Source organism: Rhodopirellula maiorica SM1 (assembly GCF_000346295.1).
GTDB classification, from domain to species: Bacteria; Planctomycetota; Planctomycetia; order Pirellulales; family Pirellulaceae; genus Novipirellula; species Novipirellula maiorica.
Genome location: NZ_ANOG01000603.1, coordinates 1 through 1,859 on the forward strand (window position 1 = coordinate 1; position 1,859 = coordinate 1,859).

The 1,859-nt window shown below is 54.4% G+C and carries 2 protein-coding genes and 1 pseudogene; all 3 read right to left on the reverse strand.

Going from position 1 to position 1,859, the window contains the following annotated elements; genetic code table 11:
• Window positions 1–151: 151 nt before the first annotated feature.
• Window positions 152–433: a 5-methyltetrahydropteroyltriglutamate--homocysteine methyltransferase gene (locus tag RMSM_RS43800; protein ID WP_081614239.1), complete on the reverse strand. Its 282-nt coding sequence runs from the start codon at window positions 431–433 to the stop codon at window positions 152–154.
• Window positions 363–1,028: a carbonic anhydrase gene (locus tag RMSM_RS19260; RefSeq protein WP_008699865.1), complete on the reverse strand. Its 666-nt coding sequence runs from the start codon at window positions 1,026–1,028 to the stop codon at window positions 363–365. Before RMSM_RS19260 ends, RMSM_RS43800 begins: the two co-directional genes overlap by 71 nt.
• 279 nt (window positions 1,029–1,307) lie before the next feature.
• Window positions 1,308–1,859 (reverse strand): annotated as a pseudogene (locus tag RMSM_RS19265) (serine/threonine protein kinase); the annotation flags it as partial.

Genomic DNA, 1,859 nt, shown 5'->3' on the forward strand with positions numbered 1-1,859 from the left:
GCCCCCGGGCAAAACGACGCCGCCGCTCGCTCGTCTCATGATTCAATCGCTTCCATTCTTCGCCGCCAGCTCGTGAGGGCAACGCACTGCCGAGTGGCAACTTATTTCGATCCCGTCACATTGCGAACTGCAACGGCGCTCTGCACCCCGCCTAAACGCTGACAGTCGAACGAAGTTTTTTCGCGGCGGACACCAGATTGGACAGCGCCGGAATCACCTCTTCCCGTTGGCGTGTCTTCAAGCCGCAGTCGGGATTTACCCACAAGCGTTCCGCCGGAATTCTCTCCGCAGCCTTCTCCATCAAGCCGACTATCTGTTCGTCGGTGGGAATGTTCGGCGAGCAACACGATGACACCGAGGAGCTAAATTTGCGGTAGGGTGCGGTCGGGCACGGACACCTGCGGCGAAATTTCTTCGATGGGAAGGAAAGCATTCTTGTCGGGGTTGAAACCGAACACTTCGCCGGTTTCGAACTTATAAACCCAGCCATGCAATTTAAGGTCGCCTCGCCCCACAGCCGCTGCGACCGAAGGGTGCGTTTTCAAGCTCTCGAGCTGAACCAGCACATTTTCCTCGACGGTCAATGTCAGCCGTTTGGTCGGATCGGTAAGATGTTCGTAGTTCTCTTCGACAATGCGGCGAGTAGCTTCGGCGTGTTGCAAATAGGCTTTTACTGCTGGCATCTTTTCAACCGAATCCCGGTCCAACAAGCCTGCCATCGCACCACAATGGGAGTGACCGCAGATAATGATGTCGCGAATTTTTAGTGCAGCCACCGCGTATTCAATGGTGGCCGCTTCTCCGGCAAAAACGCTGCCGTAGGGCGGCACGATATTACCAGCGGTGCGTTGAATAAATAACTCACCCGGTTTGGTCTGCGTCAACCGGTTTGGGTCGATCCGCGAATCCGAACACGTGATGAACAACGCCAGCGGATTCTGACCTTCAGCCAGTGTTTCGAACAGCTTCTGATCCTGACTAAATGCTTCTCGCTGAAATTTGTGAATTCCGTCGACTAATTTTTGCATATCCTAGCCCCTTCTAATTCAAAACGAATGTGTCCCGAGTGGCGTATCGCCAGCAGCGTATCTATCCGCCGCCAACCGAGTTTACCCGATTCTCGTCACATTCCTATTTCCCAAGAGAGGAAACCAGAGCAAACTTGTAAGAAAAACATTGTCGAGAAAAACATTGCCGAGAAAAACCAAACGCGTTCCAGCGACATGCTCGGCGATCAATCAGTGCGTTGCGACAGGGACAAACGTCTTGACGACTTCCGACACGAACGACTCGTGTTATTGGCTGCGTCAGCGGATTTGGGCGTTTTCAATTTCGTCCAATGCGAGATACGCCGAGAGGATGCTCTCGCCGGCGAGTTTCCTTTTCCACGTTTCCGCGGATGGGTTGGCCGATCTCAGAGCACGCCAACACAGCCAGAGCGAGGCTACGAATCCGGCAATCCCGACGATCAACGAGACGATCAGAGAGTTCGGATGCAGCACGTCATCGAAACCCAAAGCAACGGCGACGGGAATCCACATCAGCCACCACACAAATCCGATGATGACACCGGCACGCATGTAGCCGGACCGCACGCTATCGAGTTTGCGACGGATCTCGACAATCGATCTCGAGTAGTCGATCCTGCGGATGCGGGTGCAGACCAGCAACGCTTGAGAGATCACGATCACACCGTAGATGTGCACGATGGCTCCGCTGACAACTCGATGGGGAATCTGAGTATTCCGTGCCCAGCACTGTGCTCCGAGCACAATCAGTGCAACGCCGACGAGTACTTGCAGCAGCTGCCACTGAAAGAGCGGTCGCAATGATCCTTCGACACGATCCATCAATTGGCG